19 protein-coding genes, 1 tRNA gene and 1 other RNA gene are annotated in these 19167 nt (G+C 63.1%); 17 read left to right on the top strand and 4 right to left on the bottom strand.

Annotation, left to right across the window (positions count from 1 at the left end):
* Window positions 1–136 precede the first annotated feature (136 nt).
* The 4 genes from P8Q88_RS10905 (at window position 137) to P8Q88_RS10890 (ending at window position 3441) form a co-directional block, all read left to right on the top strand.
* Complete coding sequence (locus P8Q88_RS10905; RefSeq protein WP_278323860.1) at window positions 137–868, top strand: SIMPL domain-containing protein; 732 nt, start codon at window positions 137–139, stop codon at window positions 866–868.
* A gap of 71 nt (window positions 869–939) precedes the next feature.
* Entirely contained in the window at window positions 940–1242 is a 303-nt protein-coding gene (locus P8Q88_RS10900; protein ID WP_278323859.1) for a PepSY domain-containing protein, read from the top strand.
* A gap of 86 nt (window positions 1243–1328) precedes the next feature.
* Window positions 1329–2006, top strand: a complete 678-nt coding sequence (locus P8Q88_RS10895; RefSeq protein ID WP_278323858.1) for a response regulator transcription factor — start codon at window positions 1329–1331, stop codon at window positions 2004–2006.
* Between the two features lie 118 nt (window positions 2007–2124).
* Window positions 2125–3441 (top strand): sensor histidine kinase, encoded by a 1317-nt coding sequence (locus tag P8Q88_RS10890; protein ID WP_278324482.1) that lies wholly within the window; start codon window positions 2125–2127, stop codon window positions 3439–3441.
* Between the two features lie 13 nt (window positions 3442–3454).
* On the opposite strand, the gene P8Q88_RS10885 is transcribed toward P8Q88_RS10890, so the two are convergent.
* On the bottom strand, window positions 3455–3760 hold the full coding sequence (locus P8Q88_RS10885) for a chorismate mutase (RefSeq protein WP_278324481.1): 306 nt from the start codon (window positions 3758–3760) through the stop codon (window positions 3455–3457).
* A 67-nt stretch (window positions 3761–3827) separates the two neighbouring features.
* Here P8Q88_RS10885 and P8Q88_RS10880 point away from each other — a divergent pair, with 67 nt between their 5' ends.
* From P8Q88_RS10880 to P8Q88_RS10840, 9 genes are all read left to right on the top strand, one after another.
* Window positions 3828–4844: a polyprenyl synthetase family protein gene (locus P8Q88_RS10880; RefSeq protein WP_278323857.1), complete on the top strand. Its 1017-nt coding sequence runs from the start codon at window positions 3828–3830 to the stop codon at window positions 4842–4844.
* An 8-nt stretch (window positions 4845–4852) separates the two neighbouring features.
* Window positions 4853–7288, top strand: a complete 2436-nt coding sequence (gene hrpB, locus P8Q88_RS10875; protein ID WP_278323855.1) for an ATP-dependent helicase HrpB — start codon at window positions 4853–4855, stop codon at window positions 7286–7288.
* Window positions 7289–7303: 15 nt separating this feature from the next.
* Window positions 7304–7582, top strand: a complete 279-nt coding sequence (locus P8Q88_RS10870; protein WP_278323854.1) for an ETC complex I subunit — start codon at window positions 7304–7306, stop codon at window positions 7580–7582.
* Window positions 7579–8478, top strand: a complete 900-nt coding sequence (gene bla, locus P8Q88_RS10865) for a class A beta-lactamase (protein ID WP_446532558.1) — start codon at window positions 7579–7581, stop codon at window positions 8476–8478. Before P8Q88_RS10870 ends, bla begins: the two co-directional genes overlap by 4 nt.
* A 30-nt stretch (window positions 8479–8508) precedes the next feature.
* Window positions 8509–8603: signal recognition particle sRNA small type (gene ffs / locus P8Q88_RS10860), an RNA gene on the top strand.
* Between the two features lie 94 nt (window positions 8604–8697).
* Entirely contained in the window at window positions 8698–10533 is a 1836-nt protein-coding gene (locus P8Q88_RS10855) for a DNA polymerase III subunit gamma/tau (protein ID WP_278323852.1), read from the top strand.
* The gene (locus P8Q88_RS10850; RefSeq protein ID WP_278323851.1) at window positions 10530–10865 is read left to right on the top strand and encodes a YbaB/EbfC family nucleoid-associated protein; all 336 of its coding nucleotides are present in this window, start codon (window positions 10530–10532) and stop codon (window positions 10863–10865) included. Before P8Q88_RS10855 ends, P8Q88_RS10850 begins: the two co-directional genes overlap by 4 nt.
* A gap of 130 nt (window positions 10866–10995) precedes the next feature.
* The gene (lon, locus tag P8Q88_RS10845; protein ID WP_278323850.1) at window positions 10996–13389 is read left to right on the top strand and encodes an endopeptidase La; all 2394 of its coding nucleotides are present in this window, start codon (window positions 10996–10998) and stop codon (window positions 13387–13389) included.
* Window positions 13390–13643: 254 nt separating this feature from the next.
* Window positions 13644–13916: an HU family DNA-binding protein gene (locus P8Q88_RS10840; RefSeq protein WP_221588391.1), complete on the top strand. Its 273-nt coding sequence runs from the start codon at window positions 13644–13646 to the stop codon at window positions 13914–13916.
* Between the two features lie 105 nt (window positions 13917–14021).
* Here P8Q88_RS10840 and rlmB read toward each other — a convergent pair whose 3' ends face one another.
* Complete coding sequence (gene rlmB / locus P8Q88_RS10835; RefSeq protein ID WP_278323849.1) at window positions 14022–14810, bottom strand: 23S rRNA (guanosine(2251)-2'-O)-methyltransferase RlmB; 789 nt, start codon at window positions 14808–14810, stop codon at window positions 14022–14024.
* A 149-nt stretch (window positions 14811–14959) separates the two neighbouring features.
* Between rlmB and P8Q88_RS10830 the strand changes: the two genes are divergently transcribed.
* A tRNA-Tyr gene (locus P8Q88_RS10830) sits at window positions 14960–15045 on the top strand.
* Between the two features lie 43 nt (window positions 15046–15088).
* Here P8Q88_RS10830 and P8Q88_RS10825 read toward each other — a convergent pair.
* Window positions 15089–15850 carry a Crp/Fnr family transcriptional regulator gene (locus P8Q88_RS10825; protein ID WP_347569012.1) on the bottom strand — a complete coding sequence of 254 codons (762 nt, stop codon included), beginning with the start codon at window positions 15848–15850 and terminating at the stop codon, window positions 15089–15091.
* 65 nt (window positions 15851–15915) lie between these two features.
* Here P8Q88_RS10825 and P8Q88_RS10820 point away from each other — a divergent pair, with 65 nt between their 5' ends.
* Genes P8Q88_RS10820 through P8Q88_RS10810 form a run of 3 tightly spaced genes read left to right on the top strand, consistent with a single transcriptional unit; the run spans window position 15916 to window position 18665 of the window.
* Window positions 15916–17040 carry a beta-ketoacyl-ACP synthase III gene (locus P8Q88_RS10820; RefSeq protein ID WP_278323848.1) on the top strand — a complete coding sequence of 375 codons (1125 nt, stop codon included), beginning with the start codon at window positions 15916–15918 and terminating at the stop codon, window positions 17038–17040.
* 39 nt (window positions 17041–17079) lie between these two features.
* Window positions 17080–17832: a phosphatidylserine decarboxylase gene (locus tag P8Q88_RS10815; RefSeq protein ID WP_278323847.1), complete on the top strand. Its 753-nt coding sequence runs from the start codon at window positions 17080–17082 to the stop codon at window positions 17830–17832.
* Complete coding sequence (locus tag P8Q88_RS10810; RefSeq protein WP_278323846.1) at window positions 17829–18665, top strand: CDP-alcohol phosphatidyltransferase family protein; 837 nt, start codon at window positions 17829–17831, stop codon at window positions 18663–18665. The genes P8Q88_RS10815 and P8Q88_RS10810 overlap by 4 nt, the downstream gene beginning before the upstream one ends.
* Here the strand turns inward: P8Q88_RS10810 and P8Q88_RS10805 are convergent.
* The gene (locus P8Q88_RS10805; protein ID WP_278323845.1) at window positions 18640–18882 is read right to left on the bottom strand and encodes a hypothetical protein; all 243 of its coding nucleotides are present in this window, start codon (window positions 18880–18882) and stop codon (window positions 18640–18642) included. The genes P8Q88_RS10810 and P8Q88_RS10805 overlap by 26 nt on opposite strands.
* Window positions 18883–19167 lie beyond the last annotated feature (285 nt).

Here is a 19167-nt window from a genome sequence, read left to right as displayed (position 1 = left end):
TTTCTCCCTGTCTTCGCATCGCCTAGATCACGCAGGCGAGGCTGTGAAGCGCATGCGGGCACGATTATCGTTCGCTTCCGTTCAGCCGGGGGAAACGAGTGCTGCGCAAGTGTGTGGCCGAAAAGGAGAATTGCCGATGAAACGCCTCGCCATTGCCCTGATCGCATCCACCGCGCTCGCCGTACCCGCGCAGGCTGCCGAGGTGCAGATCGCCGCGCAAAATCCGGTCATAGAATTGTCGGTCTTCGAGCAGATCGAGGTAGAGCCCGATACCGCGACCGTATGGACCGGTGTGCAGAGCGATGCCGACACGGCGGTCGAAGCGCTGCGCCGCAATTCCGCAGAGATGGAGCGTCTGGTCGCGTTGATCCGCGCGCTGGACATCCCGGCACGCGATATCCAGACCTCGCGCATCAGCCTCAATCCCCGTTACGACTACAACAATCGCGGCGACCAACCGCCGCGCTTCCTTGGCTATCGTGCCAGCAACCAAGTGACCGTAAAGCTGCGCGATCTCGACCGGGTCGGCGAAGTGCTCGACGCCATGGTCGAGGCAGGCGCGACAAATATCAATGGGCCCAATTTCTCGATCGAGGACGATGAGGCCGCCAAGGCGCAGGCTCGCACGAACGCGCTCGAACGGGGCCGCGCGCAGGCCGAGGAATATGCCAGGCTCGCCGGATATTCGGGCGTCCGCCTTCTCCAGGTCGCAGAAGCGATCCGCGGATCGAGCGGTCCGATGGCGCAGGACGAGGCGATCGTCGTGACAGGATCGCGCATGGCGAATGCAGCACCGCCGCCGCCGGTCGCACCGGGCGTGGTCGCCACCGGAGTGGGCATCGCCCTGACCTACGAAATGACGCGCTGACCAGGCTGGATTGGGCAGTCGTTCGACATTCACACCTTGTTCAATGCGTTACACCTAGGCAGGACGGCACCATGAAACGCATTCTCGCCTCGATCCTCGCAGCCAGCCTCGTCGCCGGTCCGATCGCCGCGACCCCCGCTTTCGCACAGCGCAGCGAGCAGGGCGAGGCGCGCCGCGAAATGAATGCGGGTAATGCAATGAAGCTTCGCGACATCGAGCGGCGCGTGGTGCCGACCATGGGCGGTGCGGAATATCTCGGCCCTGCCTATGATCCGACCGCCAAGGCCTATCGTCTGAAATTCATTCGCGATGGGCGGGTGGTGTTCGTCGATGTCGACGCGCGCACGGGCCGCATCCTGCGTCGCAGTCGCTGAAAAACCGGCTTGCGAAACTGTGTTCAGGTTGACGCGTTCATCTACATGAACGAAACGCGCTATACCTATCACGGGACGGACATTGCATGAGAATCCTGATTGTCGAAGACGAGCCGACGCTCGGCCAGCAGTTGAAATCGACGCTGGAACAGAACGGCTATGCCGTGGACCTCTCGACCGATGGCGAGGATGGCCACTTCCTCGGCAGCACCGAGGATTATGACGCGGTTATCCTCGATCTCGGCCTACCCGAAATCGACGGCCTCACCGTTCTCGGCATGTGGCGCAAGGAGGGGCGCAGTTTCCCGGTGCTCGTCCTGACCGCTCGCGACAGCTGGTCGGACAAGGTGGCGGGCCTCGACGCCGGGGCCGACGACTATCTGGCAAAGCCGTTCCAGACCGAAGAGCTGATCGCCCGCCTACGTGCGCTTATCCGTCGCGCCTCGGGCAACACGTCGAGCGAGCTGACGGCTGGACAGGTGCGGCTGGACACGCGCTCGGGCCGGGTTACGCTGGCTGGCGAGCCGGTCAAGCTGACCGCGCAGGAATACAAGCTGCTGAGCTACCTCATGCACCACAAGGGCAAGGTGGTCAGCCGTACCGAACTGATCGAACATATCTACGATCAGGATTTCGACCGCGATTCGAACACTATCGAAGTGTTCGTCACGCGTATTCGCAAGAAGCTGGGGGCGGAGGTAATCACGACGATCCGTGGACTCGGTTACAGCCTCGACGATCCCGCCGACCAGCCGCGCGCCTGACGCCGAAGCCGAAACCGAGGCTGAGGGCGAAGATGCGCGCGCTGCGAATGCGGTGCCTGAAACGGAGCCCGTAACCCCGGCATCATCCACCGGGGCGCGCCGCAGCCTCGCGGCGCGCATGATGGCGATTGCCGCGCTGTGGATCGGCGTGCTCCTGCTCGGCGGCGGCTTCGCGCTCGATCGCACGTTGACCCGGATGGTCGAGAACAATTTCGACGACCAGCTCGAATATCTGCTCAATGCCATGATCGTCACGGCCGAGATCGGCCCCGATGGCGAGGTCTATTTCAACCGTCCGCTGGGCGAACCGCGCTTCCTCGAACCCAATAGCGGCCTTTACTGGCAGATCAGCGGTACCGGCCAGCTCGATACGCCGTCGCGCTCGCTTTGGGATACCGAGCTGCAGCTTCAGGCCGACCATGTCGACATGGACCCGCATTTCTACGATTCCAGCCAGTTCGACAACGAACCCCTGCGCATCGTCGAGCGCAGCGTCATGTTGCCCGAAAGCGATACGCGCTGGACCTTTGCCGTCGCATCCGCGCGCGAGGAACTGGATTTCCAGATCAGCCGGATCCGCTCGATCCTGCTGTGGAGCTTCGCTTTGCTGGGTCTTGGCCTGATGGCGATGGCCCTGGCGCAGAGCTATTACGGCCTGTCGCCCTTGCGCCGCGTGCGGGCCGCGATCCAGTCGATGCGCAGCCAGGGCAGCCATCGCATCACCGAGCCCTTGCCGCTGGAGGTCGAGCCGCTGGTCGAGGAAATCAATGCGCTCCTCGCCCATACCGAGAAACAGGCGGAGGAAGCGCGCACCCATGCCGGCAACCTCGCTCATGCCCTGAAGACGCCGCTCACCGTGCTCACGAACGCAGCAACGGCGCACGACCCGCAGCTTTCGGACCTGGTCTGCCGCGAGACCCGCACCATGCAGCGCCATGTCGAGCATCACCTTGCCCGGGCGCGCGCCGTTGGTCGCAGGGCGACTGGCCACAGCCGTGCCAATGTCTGGCCCAGCGCGGAAAGCGTGGTGCGCGCCGTTACACGTATCTATCCCGACACCCGCTTCGACCTCGATGGAAACCGCGAGGTGCAGGTGACGATCGAGCGGCAGGATCTCGACGAAATCCTCGGCAATTTGATCGAGAATGCCGCCAAATACGGCGGCGGCAGCGTTTTCGTGACAGTCGATGCGGAGCGCAACGATCCCGACGAATGCTCGATCTGGGTGGAGGACGATGGCGCGGGCATTCCCGAGAGCGAGCGGGTGCGCATTTTCGATCGCGGCGCACGGCTGGATACCGGCAAGCCGGGCACGGGCCTTGGGCTCGCCATCGTGCGCGATGTTGCGGAAATCTACGGCGGTTCGGTCGAACTCGACGAAAGCGAGGACCTTGGCGGCTTGCTCGTGAGGTTGCGCCTGCCGCGCGCGGATTGAACCCGCGTTCTAGCTAGGTCTCCCTAGCCTGTTCGTGGTGGCGGATGACCTCGTCGATGATGAAGCGCAGGAACTTCTCGCTGAATTCCGGATCGAGTTCGCTTTCCTCCGCCAGCCTGCGCAGTCGCGCGATCTGTTCCTTCTCGCGGTTGGGATCGGCCGGGGGCAGCGCCGTTCTGGCCTTGTACTCGCCTACCGCCTGGGTGATGCGAAATCGCTCGGCCAGGATGTGAACCAGGGCGGCATCGATATTGTCGATGCTCCTGCGGTAGGTCGCCAGCGTGGCGTCCTCGGTCGGCTGTTGCACGTCTTGCGTCATCGCTTGCCAGATTAACGCCAATCGCTCCCTTGCCAAGCAAGCATAGCAAGAGCATGGCCAAGCTGACATGACAGCCGACGTTGTTCCCCTGCCGCGCCAGCAACCCGAAGGATCGATCGAGCCGATGCTCGCCCTGACCGCTTCGGGAATGAATCAGGTCAATCAGGTCATCCTCGACCGGATGCAGAGCGAGGTGCCGCTGATCCCGGCACTGGCCGGACACCTGATTTCGGGTGGCGGGAAGCGTTTGCGCCCGATGCTGACGCTCGCCGGGGCGGAACTGGTGGGCTACAGCGGCACGCGCCACCACAAGCTGGCCGCGGCGGTGGAGTTCATCCACACAGCGACCTTGCTGCATGACGATGTGGTGGATGGCAGCGACCTCAGGCGCGGCAAGGCAGCGGCCAATATCATCTTCGGCAATCCGGCGACCGTGCTGGTCGGCGATTTCCTGTTCAGCCGCAGCTTCGAGCTGATGACCGAGGATGGGAGCCTCAAGGTTCTCAAGATTCTCTCTGGCGCCAGCGCGATCATTGCCGAGGGCGAGGTCGACCAGCTGACCGCCCAGCGCAAGATCGACACGAGCGAGGAGCGGTATCTCCACATCATTCGCGCCAAGACGGCCGCGCTATTTGCCGCTGCCAGCCGGATCGCGGCGGTCGTGGCCGAGTGCAGCGAGGAGCAGGAGCAGGCACTCGACGAGTACGGTCGCAACCTCGGCGTCGCCTTCCAGCTTGTCGACGATGCGCTCGACTATGATTCCAACGCCGAGGCGATGGGCAAGGACCGCGGCGACGATTTCCGAGAGGGCAAGATGACGCTGCCCGTGATCCTCGCCTACGCGCGCGGAAACGAGGAGGAGCGGGCGTTCTGGAAAGCGGCGATCGGCGGTTTCAAGACCTCCGACGCCGATCTTGATCACGCGATCGCGCTGATCGACCGGCATGATGCGGTTGCCGACACCAAGCTGCGCGCCCGCCATTTCGCGCAGCGGGCGATCGACGCGCTGTCCATCTTCCCCGACGGTCAGGCCCGTCGCGCGATGACGCAGGCGGCGCTTTTTGCAGTGGCTCGGGGTTATTGAGCAATCGCATGGGCGCCGGCGTGCCCGACCTGCCGATTACGTCTGTTCTGCCCGATCTCGTCGCAGCCTTGCGATCGGATACGGGCGCAGTGCTGGTCGCGCCGCCGGGAGCGGGCAAGACAACGGCTGTCGCCCCGGCCTTGATCCATGAGGCCTGGTGCACAGGCACGGTCATCCTCACTTCACCGCGCCGGGTCGCAGCCCGCGCCGCTGCAGAGCAGATGGCTCGCATGCTGGGAGAGAGCCCAGGCGAGACGATCGGCTATCTCACCCGCCTCGACAGCAAGCGCTCGGCGCGGACGCGCGTCCTGGTCGTTACCGAAGCGATCTTCGTCAACATGATCCTCGACGATGCCGACCTTCGTGGCGTCTCCGCAATCCTGTTCGACGAGGCGCACGAACGGCATCTCGACAGCGATCTCGGGCTCGCACTGGCGCTGGAGACCCGCTCGGTACTGCGCGAGGATCTGCGCATTCTGGTCATGTCGGCGACAATCGATGGTGCGCGGTTCGCCCAGTTGCTTGGCCCCGAAACGTCCGTAATCGAGAGCGAAGGGCGCGCCTACCCGCTCGATATTCGGTGGCTCGGTTCGTCGCCGCAGGACCGGATCGAGGATGCGATGACGGCCGCGATAGCCACCGCCTGGCGCGAGGAAGACGGCGATATCCTCGCTTTCCTGCCGGGAGTGGGCGAGATCGAGCGGACTCGCGAACGTCTTGCCGCCCGGATTCCCGAAGCGCTCGTGCTGCCGCTGCATGGGCAGGTGCAGCCTGCCGAGCAACGCGCCGCCATTCGCCGCGATCCCGAGGGCCGACGCCGCATCGTGCTCGCGACTGCCATTGCCGAGACCTCGCTCACGCTGGACGGGGTCTCCGTGGTGGTCGACGCCGGACTATCGCGCCGGGCGGAATTCGATAGAGCCGCCGGGACGACCCATCTCGTCACCCACCGCGCCAGCCAGGCCGCCGCGGCGCAGCGGGCAGGGCGTGCCGCGCGGCAGGGTCCGGGCGTCGCCTATCGCCTGTGGGAAGAGGGCGGGCATGGCGGCAGGCCACGGTTCGACCCGCCCGAAATGGCAACGTCCGACCTTGCTCCACTGGTGCTCGGACTTGCGAAATGGGGGACGAGCGATCCGACCAGCCTGCAATGGCTGGACCCGCCGCCCGAGCCCTCCGTGGCAGCCGCCCGAACGACCTTGCAAGCGCTCGGCGCGCTCGATGCGGAAACGCGGGTCACGGCTTTCGGAGACAAGCTCGCTGCGCTGCCGCTCGATCCGGCATCGGCAGCGATGGTCTTGTTCGGCGCGGAGCAGGGCGACGCGCGAACGGCGGCGCGCTTGGCCCTGCTGTTGCAGGAACGCGGGCTGGGCGGTCGCGGCGAGGATCTTGAAGCGCGACTCTCGCGGTGGGATGGCGATCGCGGCGTGCGTGCGGAGGCGAGCCGCAAGCTCGCAGGCCGATGGGCGAAACGCGCGAGCGAACTGGTCGGTGAGACGAGGTCTCGCGAAGTCCCGCTCGCTATCCTTCTCGCGGCCGGACGCCCGGACTTCATCGCCCGGAGACGCGATGGGTCGGGCGAGCAATGGATTGCCGCCGGTGGGCGCGGGTTCATGCTCGATCCCGCGTCCTCGCTGGCGGGCGCGGAATTTCTCGTCATCGGCGACGCGCAGGGGCAGGCGAAGGGCGCGCGCATCACCGCTGCACTAAAGCTGGAGGAAGCCGATCTCGAGCGCTGGCTCGATCATCGGATCGAGCGACGCAAGGTACTGCGCTGGAAGGGCGAGCGGGTCGAGGCGCTGGTCGAGCGGAGGCTGGGTGCGATCACGCTCGCTCGCGGCACGGACCCTGAACCGGACGCGCAGGCTATTGTGGACATGCTTGTGGATAAAGCACTGGAAAACCCGGCAAAACTGATTCCAACCGATCTGGGGGCGCGCGCGAGCTATCTGGGTTTCGGCAGTTTTGCAGAGGATAGCCTGCGCGAAACTGCCGATCTCTGGCTTGTCCCGCTACTCGAGGGCCGACGCGATCTCGACCTGCCGAAAGCGCGCTTGGTCGATGCGCTTCTTGGCTTGCTCGAGTGGAACGAGCGGCAACGGCTCGATAGCGAGGCGCCGCGCGCGTTCACCTCGCCTGCCGGCACGACGCACGCTATCGACTACATTGGCGACGACGCGCCAAGCGTCGAGGTGCGAGTGCAGGCAGTGTTCGGCCTCGATAGTCACCCGATGATCGGCCGCACTCCGCTGCTCCTCAAATTCACCAGCCCAGCGGGTCGCCCGATCCAGGCGACGCGCGACCTGCCCGGCTTTTGGCGCGGCACTTGGGCAGATGTGCGCAAGGACATGAAGGGGCGCTATCCCAAGCATCGCTGGCCCGAGGAACCCTGGACCGAAAAGCCGAGTTTGAAGACCAAGAACGCCTTCCATAAGGCGGGCGGTTGAATTAAGGGGCGCGGCATGGCGGCACGAATCTACCAGCGACCCAAGAGTGCAATGCAGTCGGGCAAGGCCCGCGTTGACGAATGGGTGCTCGAATTCGAACAGTCCGAAGCCCGCAGGCCTGATCCGCTGATGGGCTGGACCGGCAGCGGCGATACGCAGGCGCAGGTCTCGCTGACCTTTCCCAGCAAGGATGCGGCGAAGGCCTATGCCGAAAAATACGGCATCACCGCCCGCGTCCACGCGACGCCGCCCAAGAGCCTCAAGCTGCAAGCTTACGCCGACAATTTTCGGTGATCGCCACAGCGCGAGCGGCGCTGCTTTCGCTCACTCTCTTGTGCGTTGCGTGCACAAGTGAAGCGCCAACGGTGGCCGACGCCATCGAACCGGATCGAGTTCTGTACGATAGTATCGGCGCGATCGAAGCCCGGTCCGGTGCGCGGATCGGAATTGCGTTATATTCGCAAGAACACGGTGTCATAACCAGCTATCGCGGGGCGGAGCGTTTCGCATTGTGCTCGACGTTCAAATTCGCTCTGGCCGCAATGGCCCTGCGACAACCCGGTTTACGCGATGCGCAACTGCATTTCGAACCAGCTGATATTCTGAGCTATGCTCCCTACGCAAAAGAAAGAGCGTCGATCGGATGGATGAGCGGACTGGAAGCGGCGCATCACGCCGTGACCTTAAGTGACAATACGGCCGCAAACCTGTTGCTTGCGGAGATTGGTGGGCCTGCTCGGTTTACCGCTTGGCTGCGCGAGATCGGTGACGACGCGACGCGGCTGGATCGGATCGAGCCTGCACTGAACGAGAATGCGGCGGGCGATCCGCGGGATACGACAACCCCTCGGGCGATGGCGCGAACCGTGTCCGAATTGGTGTGGGGCGATGCCATGCCGGTGGACGACCGGAATCTTCTCAGGGATTGGCTGATCGAAACGCCCACTGGAAGCCGCAGGTTGCGCGCCGGTCTGCCGGCCCGATGGGACGCCGGCGACAAAACCGGCACGTGCGGTTCCGAAAACCGCCGCGCCATCAACGACATCGCCGTATTCAGCACGCCGGACGGGCAGCGCTACGTGCTTGCTGCCTATTTGAATCAGTCATCCGGTTCGATTGCCGACGGGGAAGCGGTACTTGCCGAAGTCGCTGCAACGATTGCCAAAGCGCTCCCAGCAACTGGCACTTGAAGTCGGGCCCGCTTGCCGCCATATGGCGCGCCGGGAGTCGGGTGGACGTTTGCGTTCGCTCACCGGGTCAGGTCCGGAAGGAAGCAGCCCAGGTGAATTGCGGCGGGTCGCCCGGCTCCTTCTTGCAGGGAGCCTCCGACAAGATCGCCTCCCTTTCACCCACATATTGGACAAGATGTCCGCATGACATTCGGCGCGTCAGTGCCTACCTAATGTCGCATGGGTGATTCACCGGACAATCCCGACGCGCTGCCATGGGAAAGCGAGGCAGACGAGGCCGCGCCGAGCGCTGCCGAGCTCGAAGCTGCGGGGCAGAACTCTATGTTCGGTGACGCGCCGCAGCCATCGCCTGCTCCCGAGCAGGTCACGCCCGAAGTCACGCCGGTCGCGGCACCAGGTCCCGCCGAAACTCGCGCTCCGCCTCCCGCCACCGCAGCGCAACCCTATCGCGTGCTTGCTCGCAAGTACCGGCCGCAGACCTTCGCCGAGCTGATCGGGCAAGACGCGATGGTCCGTACGCTGGCCAATGCCATCGCGCGCGATCGGCTGGCACATGCCTTCCTGATGACTGGCGTGCGTGGGGTGGGGAAGACCTCGACCGCGCGCCTGATCGCCAAGGCACTTAATTGCATTGGTCCTGACGGGCAGGGTGGGCCGACGATCAGCCCCTGCGGCGAATGCGAACCTTGTCGCGCGATTGCCGAAGGGCGGCACATCGATGTGATCGAGATGGACGCTGCCAGCCATACCGGCGTCGACGATGTGCGGGAAATCATCGAAGCCGTTCGCTACGCCGCGGTTTCGGCGCGCTACAAGATCTACATAATCGACGAAGTCCACATGCTGTCGCGCAATGCTTTCAATGCCTTGCTTAAGACACTTGAGGAACCGCCTGCGCATGTGAAGTTCCTCTTCGCGACGACCGAGGTGGAAAAGCTACCGGTCACTGTTCTCAGCCGCACCCAGCGCTTCGACCTGCGGCGAATTCCGCTTGAACTGCTGGAGGCGCATTTTGCCGAGATCTGCCGCAAGGAAGGCGTCGAGGCCGATGCCGAGGCACTGAACATCATTGCCGGTGCGGCGGAAGGCTCTGTGCGCGACGGTCTCTCGATACTCGACCAGGCGATCGCGCATGCCGACCTCGACACAGAGGGCAGGGTGACCGCCGAGCGCGTCCGCGACATGCTCGGCCTGGCCGACAAGTCGGCGCAGCGACGCTTGCTTTCGCAAATCCTGGCTGGCGAGGCCCAGGAGTTGCTGAAAAGTATCGACGAGCAATACGCGCTCGGCGTTGAGCCGCTCGCGCTGATGCGCGCGCAAATGGACCTCGCGCATCGCATCGCCCTGGCGCAGGTTTCGGGTGGCGATGCCGAAGGCGCGACGCAGGAGGAACGCGAAGTCCTTGGTGAGTGGGCGGAACGGCTCGATGTCGGGCAGGTCCACCGGCTGTGGCAATTGCTGCTGAAGGGGCATGAGGAAGTCCGGTTGGCTCCCGACCCACTGGTGTCCTTGCGCATGGCATTGCTGCGCGTCCTGCATGCCACTCAGCTTCCCGACCCGGGCAAGCTGGCCAAACAGATCGAGGATCTGGCAGCGCGGCCCGCCTCATCCTCCCCGACCCACGCGGCAGAGGGCAATGCTGCTCCTGCTGCACAATCGGCTCTGGACTGGAAGGTGCTGGTCGAAGCGATCGATGCGTCGGGAATGATGACCGAGGCAAGCGTCATGCGGTTGCAGGTCCGTGTAGTCGACCTGGCGGACGGGCTCCTGCGCTTTACGCGTGACGGCAAATTCTCGGACGATATCGTGCCGGTCCTGAAGGATACCCTTCATCGCCACACCGGCAAACGCTGGGTGGTCGAGCAGGTGGACGGCAGCTACGGGTCTCCTTCGCTGGTCGAACAGGATCATGCCATGCAGCAGGAAGCCGCTGCTGCCCTGCGCGCGCACCCGCTAGTCAAGGCAGCCTTTGACACCTTTCCCGACGCAGAATTGATTGAAGACGGCGCATCCCCCCCATCGCGCCGCACCGTACCGTGGAGTAGAAACGCATGAACATGGAAGAAATGCTCGCCCAGGCCCAGCAGGCCGCCGAACAGATCCAGAAACAGATGAACGAGGCTCAGGCCAAGCTCGACGAGATCCATGTCGAGGGGACAGCCGGTGGCGGACTGGTGAAAGTGCGCGCCACCGCTCGCGGCCGCATTCTCGGGGTGACAATCGACGACAGCATGATGAAGCCCGAAGAAAAGCAGATGGTGGAGGATCTTGTCGCGGCGGCTTTCAACGACGCGCGTGACAAGGCGGATCGAGTGTCCAATGAGGAAATGGCCAAGATCCAGCAGGGGATGGGCCTTCCGCCGGGCATGAAACTGCCGGGCATGTGACCTTCAAATCAGGTGGCGGGGGGCAGCATGCTCCCCCCGTCCACACCCTTATGGCGTTGCTGCGTTGCGAAGTGCCAAGGGCGTCACCATATTCCGCTCATACGGCAAAGCCCCCTGACGGAATTCATTTATGAGCAACGCATTTCCCCTCCTTCCCCTGCGCGACATCGTGGTTTTTCCCGGTATGGTCGTGCCATTGTTCGTGGGCCGCGATAAATCGGTCGCGGCGCTGGAAGTGGCGATGGAAGGGTCAAAGGACATCTTCCTCCTTGCCCAGCTGGATCCCGGCTGCGACGATCCGGAACGCGGCGACCTCTACGAGATCGGCGTGGTTGCGCAGGTCCTCCAACTCCTGAAACTGCCCGATGGCACGGTGCGCGTCCTGGTCGAGGGTACACGTCGGGCAAAGCTGGACTCGCTGATCGAGCGTGACGACCATGTCGTGGCCGAAGTCAGCTCGCGCGATCCGGTGACGGCCTCGGGTAGCGAGGTCACGGCGATGATGCGGCAGGTCGTCGAACAGTTCGGCGATTATGCCAAGCTCAACAAGAAGATCGGCGAAGACGCGGCCGAACAGCTTGCCGACATCGACGATGCGGGCGAGCTGGCTGACACGCTCGCCGCTGCCATAAATGCCAAGGTTTCCGACAAGCAGGCCTTGCTGGTCGAGCACGATCCGCTGAAGCGGCTCGAAATGGTCATGTCCTTCATGGAAGGCGAATTGTCGGTGCTTCAGGTGGAGCGTCGCATTCGTGGCCGTGTGAAGCGGCAGATGGAAAAGACCCAGCGCGAATATTACCTCAACGAACAGCTTAAGGCGATCCAGAACGAGCTGGGCGGCGATGACGAGGACGGCGGCAACGAGATCGCCGAACTTACCGAGAAGATTGCCAAGACCAAGCTCAGCAAGGAAGCGCGCGAAAAGGCCGAAAGCGAGCTCAAGAAGCTCAAGAGCATGCAGCCGATGAGCGCGGAGGCGACCGTCATCCGCAATTATCTCGACGTGCTGCTCGGCCTGCCCTGGGGCAAGAAAAGCAAGGTCAAAAAGGATATCGGCGAAGCCCAGAAGGTGCTCGATGCGGACCATTACGGGCTCGAGAAGGTCAAGGACCGGATCGTCGAATATCTCGCCGTGCAGGCCCGGACGAAGAAGCTCAAGGGGCCGATCCTGTGCCTCGTCGGCCCTCCGGGTGTGGGCAAGACCTCGCTCGGCAAGTCGATCGCAAAGGCCACGGGGCGCGAATTCGTGCGCCAGTCGCTCGGCGGCGTTCGTGACGAGGCGGAAATTCGTGGCCACCGGCGCACCTACATCGGGTCGCTCCCGGGCAAGATCGTCAGCAACCTCAAGAAGGCGGGCAAGATCAATCCGCTGTTCCTGCTCGACGAGATCGACAAGCTCGGACAGGATTTCCGCGGCGACCCGGCCTCGGCCTTGCTCGAAGTGCTGGACCCCGAACAGAACAACAAGTTCCAGGACCACTATCTGGAGCTGGACCTCGACCTATCGGACATCATGTTCGTGACCACCGCGAACAGTCTTAATCTGCCACAGCCGCTGCTGGACCGGATGGAGATCATCCGGCTTGAAGGCTACACGGAAGACGAGAAGGTCGAGATTGCCAAGCGGCACCTGCTGCCCAAGCAGATCGAGGAACATGGTCTCAAGGACGATGAGTTCGCGCTGACCGAAGATGGGCTGCGCGACCTCATCCGCTATTATACGCGCGAAGCCGGCGTCCGTACTCTCGAACGCGAACTGGCGCGACTGGCGCGCAAGAGCCTTCGCAAGATCCTTGAAGGCAAGGCCGAAAGCGTGACCATCACGCCCGACAACCTCAGCGATTTCGCCGGTGTTCGCAAATTCAAGCACGGCATGGGCGAGGAAGAGCCGCAAGTTGGCGCCGTTACCGGTCTTGCATGGACCGAGGTCGGCGGCGAACTGCTCACCATCGAAAGCGTGACGACGCCGGGCAAGGGTGAGATCAAGACGACCGGCAAGCTGGGCGACGTGATGAACGAAAGTGTTGCGGCGGCCTTCAGCTTCGTGAAGGCGCGCGCGCCGCATTACGGTATCCGCCCGAGCCTGTTCCATCGCCGCAATATCCACATCCACCTGCCCGAAGGCGCGGTGCCGAAGGACGGGCCAAGCGCAGGCGTCGGCATGGTGACCTCGATCGTCTCGACGCTGTCGGGTATTCCGGTCCGCTGCGATGTGGCGATGACCGGGGAAGTTACCCTGCGCGGCAGGGTGCTGGCTATCGGTGGTCTCAAAGAAAAGCTGCTCGCGGCCCTTCGTGGCGGCATCAAGAAAGTGCTGATCCCCGAAGAGAATGTGAAGGACCTTGTCGAGATTCCGGCGAATGTGAAGGAGGGTCTGGAGATCGTTCCGGTCAGCCACGTCGACGAGGTGCTGGAACACGCGCTTTGCACACTTCCCGAACCGATCGAGTGGTCCGAAGCTGACGATCTGGCCAGCCAGCCCGATCATACGCAGGCAATCCCGTCGTCGCCGACCGCGCATTAACATTTGACATGACGCATTGCAGCGAATCGCGGGCGCCAAGTCCGGGCAATTCCGGTTGCAATATGGGACTGCTTGAGCCGTCGTGACCGGATCGACACGGTTTGTCTCGTTCGGGGCCAGTTTCGGCTGGAAATTCGCCCGAATTCGGGGATTTTGCCTTTGACAGGCCGACGAAAACTCTCTCAATTCGTCGGCCTTCGGAGACATGAGTCACCGGACGACAGTCATTAAGAATAACGAGGGGGTTCCCGAGAATGAACAAGAACGACCTGATCAGTGCGGTTGCCGATGCGAGCGGCCTTTCCAAGAGCGACGCATCGAGCGCCGTCGAGGGCGTTTTCGATTCCATAACCAAGGCTCTTTCGGGCGGCGATGAAGTTCGCTTGGTAGGCTTTGGCACCTTCTCCGTGGCCAAGCGCAAGGCGTCGACGGGCCGCAATCCGCGTACGGGCGAACCGATGACCATCAAGGCGTCGAACCAGCCCAAGTTCAAGGCCGGCAAGGGCCTGAAGGACGCGGTCAACTAAGCCTTACTAAACTGCCCGCCGCCAAAGACAGGCTACGGGATCAACCTACATTAAAAGCGCCGCATTGCCGAAAGCGATGCGGCGCTTTTTTGCTCGCATTGACAGTCATCGGCTTGCGGTGGCGTATAGAGCGATCGCCGCAGCGTTCGATACGTTGAGGCTCTCGATCAGATCACCGATGGGAAGCCGTGCCAGCGCGTCGCAATGGCTTTCGATGTTCTGGCGCATGCCTGCGCCCTCGGCTCCGAGAACCAGCGCAACGGGTCCTTCGGGCAAAGCCTCGGCGAGCGTGGCATCTGCCGAGCCGGTAAGGCCGATGCGCCAGAAGCCTGCCTCGGCAATCTGCTCGAGCGCCCGCGCGAGATTGACGACCCGGACCCACGGCAGTGCCTCGAGTGCGCCGGATGCGGACTTGGCCAGCACGCCGCTTTCGGGTGGGGCATGGCGGTCTTGGGTGACCAGCGCCGCGGCGCCGAAGGCCGCTGCCGAACGGATGATCGCGCCGACATTGTGCGGATCGGTCACCTGGTCGAGTATGACCAGGGGGCCGGCGGTATTGGCGACCAGAACTTCATCGAGATGCATGTCCTCCAAAGGAACGCATTCGAGTACCAGACCCTGATGCGGCGCGTCCTTCGCCACCAGTCGCGCGAGATCGGCGACATCGGCGTACTCGACTGGAAAATCGGCCGGCAGATCGCCATCCAGCGATTCGATACCCTCGCGCGTCGCCCACAGCTTGCGATGGACCCGATCGGGATTCTTGAGTGCGGCCTCGACCGCATGGCGACCCCATAGCCGAACCTGTCCGGTACTTGCCCGGCCACTCCCCCGGCCGCCCTTCATCCGGCCCGCGCGTCCGCGCAATGCTCTCTTCCGTTCGCCTTTTGCCATCGATTCCGTGCCCAACTATTGTTTCGTGGCGGCTCCTGCCAGTGAGGCCATTGACAGGCAAGCGCCGCTTCGCCAAAGGGGCGCCTCTCGGCGGGGGAGCCCATCGGTTCCCCGGCAAATCTCTATCGCGAGATGTAGCAAACCCGTGTGGACAGGTGGCCGAGTGGTTAAAGGCAGCAGACTGTAAATCTGCCCGCGCAAGCGTACGCTGGTTCGAATCCAGCCCTGTCCACCACCACCGCCGACATTTGCTGCGCAACTTGCGCAAATCGAACCCGTCAAGCCGCCCGTGCTTCGAGCGCATCGCGATCGAGAATGCGTAGTTCACGGCGGCCCGGTATTTCGATTATTCCTGACTTGCGCAGCCCGTTCAATTGCCGACTGACCGTCTCGATTGTCAGGCCAAGGACATCCGCCAATTGCTGGCGCGACAACGACAGGTAGATCAAAGTCTCGCCCTCTCCGCCGTGGCTCTGCGTCTGCGATGGCAGGCGATCGGCCAGTTCCAGCAGGAACGTCGCGATCTTCTGTTCTGCGCTCATCCTTCCGAGCAAGAGCATCCAGCGCCGGGTGCGGTCCAGTTCGCCCAGCGTGCGCTGCAACAGCTTATGTTCCAGTCTCGGATGCTCGCGCGCAAACCGCTCGAAATCCTTGCGCTCGAACACGCACACCAGGGAATCCGAGAGGGCCTCGACACCGTAGGGACTGGTTTCGCCGAAGGGCCGCCCGACAAAGTCTGCCGGATATATGAGGCCGAGAATCTGTTCTTTGCCATCGGATGTGTGCGTTGCGAGCTTCAGCATGCCGTCGATGACATTCGCCACGAGAATGGCCTCGTCACCTTCCCACATGAGCTGTTCGCCCGCCTTCAATGCGCGCCTGCGGCCGATGCTGTTGAGGGCCGCAATCTCAGCCGTGTCGAGATCGGCACAGATCGCACGATTGCGGACCGCGCAAGTTTCGCAGAAATTGGCAGGTCTCGTGTCCAGCGCCGAACTCATTCGCGAGATATACGGAAGGTCGAGGCCGGTGCCAAGCATCAGGCGGCGGCTTGCCGGCTGCGCATCGGAAGCCTAACGCCTCGGCGATGACCCAGGATATCAAGATGACCGGACGCCCAGTCATATCTGCCACCGGCCTGTTCACTCCCGACCAGAGCATTTCCAACGAAGAACTGGTTGCGAGCTTCAACGCCTATGTCGAACGCCATAATTCCGAGCATGCAGAGGCCATCGCTGCCGGTGAAGTCGAGCCCTTGCAGCCGAGCTCGGTCGAATTCATCGAGAAGGCCAGCGGGATCAAGTCGCGGCACGTCCTTTCGAAGGAGCCGATCCTCGACCCCGAGGTGATGAAACCACGCTGGAAAGAACGCACGAATGACGAGCTTTCGCACATGGCGGAAATCGGCGTGGCGGCGGCCGAGGAAGCACTCGAGCGGGCCGGGCGCAATGCAAAGGATGTGGATGCGGTGTTGTGCGCGGCCTCCAATATGGAGCGGCCCTATCCGGCGATGGCGATCGAAATTCAGCAGGCGCTCGGGATCGACGGTTTCGGTTTCGACATGAACGTTGCATGCTCTTCTGCCACCTTCGGAATTCAGACGGCTGCGGATTACATCCGTGCCGGCAATGCGTGTAGCGTGCTCGTCGTCAGCCCTGAAATCACCAGCGGTCACCTCAATTGGCGCGATCGTGACAGCCACTTCATCTTCGGCGATGTCGCAACCGCGGTTCTGGTCGAGGATGCGGCGATTGCGCCGGACGCGCACTGGGAAGTTCTCGGGACCAAGCTGAAGACGGTTTTCTCCAACAATATTCGCAACAATTTCGGCTTTCTGAATCGCGCTTCGCCGGAGGGGCAAGAAGGCAGTGACAAGCTGTTCGTCCAGGAAGGGCGCAAGGTTTTCAAGGAAGTCGTTCCGATGGTTGCGGACATGATCATCGAGGAAGCGGATCGTCTGGGCATCGATCCCCAGACCCTGCGCCGGCTGTGGCTCCATCAGGCCAATGCGGGAATGAACCGGCTCATCGCGCAGCGGGTGCTCGGGCATGAAGCCGATGCGGATGAGAGCCCGACCGTGCTCGACACCTATGGCAACACCTCGAGCGCCGGATCGATCATTGCCTTCCATTTGCACAGCGACGACCTGGCGGAAGGCGATACCGGCCTTATCTGCAGTTTCGGTGCGGGTTATTCCGCGGGTATGGTGTTCGTGCGCAAGGTCGGCTGAGGCCTTGTGACGGCAGGGCGCAGCGCGTAGTCCCGCAATATGGCAGGTGAACTCCTCGACAATCAGGGACGCGGCGATGTTCGCTGGTCGCTCCCGCAAGTCCATCCAGAGGGGCGAAAATACGGGGTCATCGCGACGCTGGTGAGCCTGTTCTTTCTACTCGGGCTCGACTGGGAACTGGTCGGCTGGCCATTGCTGATCCTCTCTGCCGGTATCTTTGCCTTCTTTCGCGATCCCGAGCGTGTCGTGCCGCAAAACGACAATGCGATACTCTCGCCGGCGGACGGCCTCGTTACCATGATCGCCGAGGTTGATGCGCCGCGCGAACTGGTGGTCGATGACGGCAGCGAGGCCAGAGGTCTCGACGCCGGACCTGTCACGCGTATCTCGATCTTCATGTCGGTTTTCGATGTACATATTAATCGCGCGCCCATCGGCGGGATCGTCCGCCGCGTCGTCTATATTCCGGGAAGCTTTGTGGATGCCGGTCTGGACAAGGCGAGCGAAGAGAACGAGCGCCAGCATATCCTGATCGAGCGGACCGACGGGATCAGGATCGGATTCACGCAGATTGCCGGACTGGTCGCGCGTCGTATCGTCCCCTTTGTGAAACCGGGCGACACGGTCGGGGCCGGTCAACGGATCGGGCTGATCCGCTTCGGTAGCAGAGTAGACGTGTATTTGCCCGCGGGCACCGGATCCTCCGTCCTTCTGGGTCAGCGTGTCATCGCTGGCGAGACATCGCTGGCGGTGCTGGGGACGCAAAGACTATTGGAAGGCGTATCGCAATGAGCCTGGTTTCGCGCAACGAGAAAGCCGCTGAAGAAGAAGAACGGGCGCGGCTGGGCCCCAAGGCGGCCGAGGACGAGCGCCCGGTCCTGGGGCGCTCCCGCGGCCTCACCTTGCGCACGATGGCGCCAAACGCGATTACGGCGGCAGCCCTTTGCTCAGGCCTGACGGGTATTCGGTTCGCGATTTCCGAGCAATGGGCCGCCGCCGCGGTGGCAATCATCATCGCCGGGATCCTCGACGGCATGGACGGGCGCATTGCACGCTTGCTGAAGGCCCAATCCCGCTTTGGAGCCGAGCTCGACAGCCTGGCTGATTCGCTGAGTTTCGGGACGGCGCCGGCGATCATTCTGTATCTCTGGTCGCTGCAGAGCGAACCGCGCTGGGGCTGGTTCGCCGCGTTGGCGCTTGCGATCTGCTGCGCACTGCGCCTTGCCCGGTTCAACGCCCAGATCGATACCGAGGATCAGCCGCACAAGTCCCTGGGCTTCCTGACCGGCGTTCCCGCGCCGATGGGTGCGGGCCTCGCCTTCATGCCGTTCTTCGCGTGGTCGGCGACCGGTCTCGACGTTTTCCGCGAACCGCTATTCGTGGCGCCCTGGTTGCTCGCCACTGCGCTGTTGATGATTTCGAGCATGGCCACGCCAAGCTGGACATCGTTGCGCCCGCGGCGCGGGATTCGTTTGTGGGTGCTGGCCTTTGTCGGGCTGCTGTTCGCCGCCCTGCTGGTCGAGCCGTGGTGGACCCTGAGCGCAATTGGGATCGGGTATCTGGCGCTGCTGCCCTTTACGTTGATCAAGTACGCGCGGGTCAGGCGGCGCGCGAAAACCGCTTGATTGGGGAAGGGGAGGGGCCGGTCCGGCCAAAGGCGCTGTAGCCGGCGTTCGCGACGGAGGGTCGCAGGACAGGCAGGTCGGACACGATCGACGTCCTGCGCAGTTCCCCACGGAGCTGACCGAAAGCGGACCACAAACGCAGTCCGCTATCGGCGAGCACGCCCATCGCGGCGATCGCAGCAACGACAGTCAAGGCAATCAGGAACAGAGCGAACATCTCACAACCTCCTCACCCAGCTGTCGACTTGCCTGTTGACAGTCTGGGGAAATCTAGTGGAAAACCTTCATCAGCCGCCTGGAGTTCCGGCGATAAGGGCAATGTTCTCTCTTTGTTCTAGCCTGTCAAGCGCTATCTGCGGTCGGAGTCCGTATTTTTGCGGCGAATGGAGGGTGGATTTCCCCCTCTCAAGCGGCTAAAGGCGCGCGGTCCGCATCGGATTCGGCCGTTTCCGGCAGTTTCCCAGGCAGGCAAATCCACATGGAAGGCGCACATACCGGTGCC

Source organism: Qipengyuania marincola (assembly GCF_029688625.1).
Lineage (GTDB): Bacteria > Pseudomonadota > Alphaproteobacteria > Sphingomonadales > Sphingomonadaceae > Qipengyuania.
Note: the sequence above shows the minus strand (reverse complement) of the source record. Positions and strands in the feature narration are given on the sequence as shown.

What these genes read in the sequence shown, in the direction of transcription:
- P8Q88_RS10905 (WP_278323860.1), top strand. Translation starts at nt 137, where the DNA reads ATGAAACGCCTCGCCATTGCCCTGATCGCATCCACCGCGCTCGCCGTA.
- P8Q88_RS10900 (WP_278323859.1), top strand. Translation starts at nt 940, where the DNA reads ATGAAACGCATTCTCGCCTCGATCCTCGCAGCCAGCCTCGTCGCCGGT.
- P8Q88_RS10895 (WP_278323858.1), top strand. Translation starts at nt 1,329, where the DNA reads ATGAGAATCCTGATTGTCGAAGACGAGCCGACGCTCGGCCAGCAGTTG.
- P8Q88_RS10890 (WP_278324482.1), top strand. Translation starts at nt 2,125, where the DNA reads ATGATGGCGATTGCCGCGCTGTGGATCGGCGTGCTCCTGCTCGGCGGC.
- P8Q88_RS10885 (WP_278324481.1), bottom strand. Translation starts at nt 3,760, where the DNA reads ATGACGCAAGACGTGCAACAGCCGACCGAGGACGCCACGCTGGCGACC.
- P8Q88_RS10880 (WP_278323857.1), top strand. Translation starts at nt 3,828, where the DNA reads ATGACAGCCGACGTTGTTCCCCTGCCGCGCCAGCAACCCGAAGGATCG.
- hrpB (WP_278323855.1), top strand. Translation starts at nt 4,853, where the DNA reads ATGGGCGCCGGCGTGCCCGACCTGCCGATTACGTCTGTTCTGCCCGAT.
- P8Q88_RS10870 (WP_278323854.1), top strand. Translation starts at nt 7,304, where the DNA reads ATGGCGGCACGAATCTACCAGCGACCCAAGAGTGCAATGCAGTCGGGC.
- P8Q88_RS10855 (WP_278323852.1), top strand. Translation starts at nt 8,698, where the DNA reads ATGGGTGATTCACCGGACAATCCCGACGCGCTGCCATGGGAAAGCGAG.
- P8Q88_RS10850 (WP_278323851.1), top strand. Translation starts at nt 10,530, where the DNA reads ATGAACATGGAAGAAATGCTCGCCCAGGCCCAGCAGGCCGCCGAACAG.
- lon (WP_278323850.1), top strand. Translation starts at nt 10,996, where the DNA reads ATGAGCAACGCATTTCCCCTCCTTCCCCTGCGCGACATCGTGGTTTTT.
- P8Q88_RS10840 (WP_221588391.1), top strand. Translation starts at nt 13,644, where the DNA reads ATGAACAAGAACGACCTGATCAGTGCGGTTGCCGATGCGAGCGGCCTT.
- rlmB (WP_278323849.1), bottom strand. Translation starts at nt 14,810, where the DNA reads ATGGCAAAAGGCGAACGGAAGAGAGCATTGCGCGGACGCGCGGGCCGG.
- P8Q88_RS10825 (WP_347569012.1), bottom strand. Translation starts at nt 15,850, where the DNA reads ATGCTTGGCACCGGCCTCGACCTTCCGTATATCTCGCGAATGAGTTCG.
- P8Q88_RS10820 (WP_278323848.1), top strand. Translation starts at nt 15,916, where the DNA reads ATGACCGGACGCCCAGTCATATCTGCCACCGGCCTGTTCACTCCCGAC.
- P8Q88_RS10815 (WP_278323847.1), top strand. Translation starts at nt 17,080, where the DNA reads ATGGCAGGTGAACTCCTCGACAATCAGGGACGCGGCGATGTTCGCTGG.
- P8Q88_RS10810 (WP_278323846.1), top strand. Translation starts at nt 17,829, where the DNA reads ATGAGCCTGGTTTCGCGCAACGAGAAAGCCGCTGAAGAAGAAGAACGG.
- P8Q88_RS10805 (WP_278323845.1), bottom strand. Translation starts at nt 18,882, where the DNA reads ATGTTCGCTCTGTTCCTGATTGCCTTGACTGTCGTTGCTGCGATCGCC.